Genomic DNA, 518 nt, shown 5'->3' with positions numbered 1-518 from the left:
TCATTACTGGAAAGTCAAAAATATACTCCACTTTTTTTTAAAGAGTTATATTTCAGACGATGGAAGGTTGAGACTTTTTATGATGAGTTTAAAAACAAACTAAAAATTGAACATTTCTCAGGATATTCACATCAAAGCATACTACAAGATTTCTTTGCGACTTTATTTGTCAGTAATGTGCAAACACTTATTGTAGGGGATTTAGCTGAAGAAATAAAGGAAAATAACATAAACAAAAAATACAATTACAAAATCAACACTAACTTATCTTATGGCTTTATGAAAAACAGAATAATAAGTATGTTTCTCAAAGAACAAAATATAAAGGAGGTTATAGAAGAGTTAAAAGAACTCTTTAAAAATCATCTTGTTCCGATAAGACCCAATCGCTCCAATAAAAGAGATATTGGGAAATATCGAAATCGAATAAAACCAAAAGTATCTAAAAATCAAAAAGATGCGTTATGACAATTGCTTAACTTAATGACATTGGGCGCGAGCGTCTCGCTCGTGTCTTA

1 protein-coding gene is annotated in these 518 nt (G+C 29.9%); it reads left to right on the top strand.

Annotation, left to right across the window (positions count from 1 at the left end; all coding sequences use genetic code 11):
- Positions 1 to 468, top strand: a 468-nt coding sequence (locus tag PMI13_RS18210) for a transposase (RefSeq protein ID WP_007846475.1), incomplete at its 5' end; no start/stop codon positions are given.
- Positions 469 to 518 lie beyond the last annotated feature (50 nt).

It is taken from the genome of Chryseobacterium populi, from assembly GCF_000282115.1.
Lineage (GTDB): Bacteria > Bacteroidota > Bacteroidia > Flavobacteriales > Weeksellaceae > Chryseobacterium > Chryseobacterium populi.
This window is presented reverse-complemented; position numbering and strand designations above follow the sequence as displayed.